Below are 1,207 nucleotides of genomic sequence, written 5' to 3' on the forward strand. Positions count from 1 at the left end.
GACGAACCGACGAACCTCTGGTGTGCCAGTTGTTCTGCCAAGGGCATGGCTGGTTGGCTACGTTCGGGAGGGATAACCGCTGAAAGCATCTAAGCGGGAAGCCTGCTTCGAGATGAGTATTCCCACCCCCTTGAGGGGTTAAGGCTCCCAGTAGACGACTGGGTTGATAGGCCGGATGTGGAAGCCCAGTAATGGGTGAAGCTGACTGGTACTAATAGGCCGAGGGCTTGTCCTCAGTTGCTCGCGTCCACTGTGTTAGTTCTGAGGCAACGACCGTTGCCGGTTAGAGCTAGAAACAAGTAAAAAGTGTGCTTGTTCGCTCGAAACCATTAGGGTTTCGGTGGCCATAGCGTGAGGGAAACGCCCGGTTACATTTCGAACCCGGAAGCTAAGCCTTACAGCGCCGATGGTACTGCAGGGGGGACCCTGTGGGAGAGTAGGACGCCGCCGAACAATCTTTGGAAAGGACCCTTGGTCCCAGCGTTCAGCTGGGGCCAAGGGTCCTTTTCGTTTTTCTGGAGCGCGCCGGGTACTCGGGTGCGCGAGAATGTTTGCTGTACCGATGACAGGAGTCACCCATGTCCACCAACTCTCCCGACGACCGACCGGAGCGCGACCAGCGGCGACGGGACAGTGGGGACCGCGGAGATCGCGCCGGCAACCGCGGAGACCGCGGAGACCGCGGCGGCTTCCGTCGGGACAACGACCGTGGTGGACCCGCTCGCCGCGACGACCGTCGTGACGAGCGCGGCCGGGACGACCGGAATCGCGACGACCGCGGCGGTCGAGGTGAGCGCGGGGGATTCCGTCGTGACGACCGTGGGGACCGTCCCGCCGTCCGTCGTGACGACGATCGTGGGGGGAGCGGCAGGCGCGACGACAACCGCGGTGGCGGTTACGGTCGTCGGGATGACAGTCGTGGCGGTGGCTTCGCTGGTCGTGAGCGTGACCGTGGTCATGATGGCGGCGGTTTCGGCCGCCGGGACGACCGTCGTGATGATCGGCGTGACGACCGTCGTGAGGGGGACCGGGGGTCCCGGCCCGCGTTCCAGCGGGACGACCGCGGCGACCGTGGGCCGCGTCGGGACGACCGCGGTGGCGACCGTCCGGGCTTCCGTCGTGACGACCGTGGCGACCGGGGCGACCGCCCTGCCTTCCGCCGCGACGACCGTCGGGACGACCGGCGCGACGACCGCCGCGACGACCG

The 1,207-nt window shown here is 65.9% G+C and carries 2 rRNA genes and 1 pseudogene; 2 read left to right on the top strand and 1 reads right to left on the bottom strand.

The annotated features are described in order from the left end of the window. Positions 1–235 (top strand): 23S ribosomal RNA (locus BG482_RS44630); the annotation flags it as partial. A gap of 101 nt (positions 236–336) precedes the next feature. Next, a 5S ribosomal RNA gene (rrf, locus tag BG482_RS39850) occupies positions 337–453 on the top strand. Positions 454–572: 119 nt separating this feature from the next. On the opposite strand, the pseudogene BG482_RS44475 reads toward rrf, so the two are convergent. Then, positions 573–1,207, bottom strand: a pseudogene (locus BG482_RS44475) (hypothetical protein); the annotation flags it as partial.

The organism is Streptomyces sp. LUP30, assembly GCF_001746365.1.
In the GTDB taxonomy this organism is placed as follows: domain Bacteria; phylum Actinomycetota; class Actinomycetes; order Streptomycetales; family Streptomycetaceae; genus Streptomyces.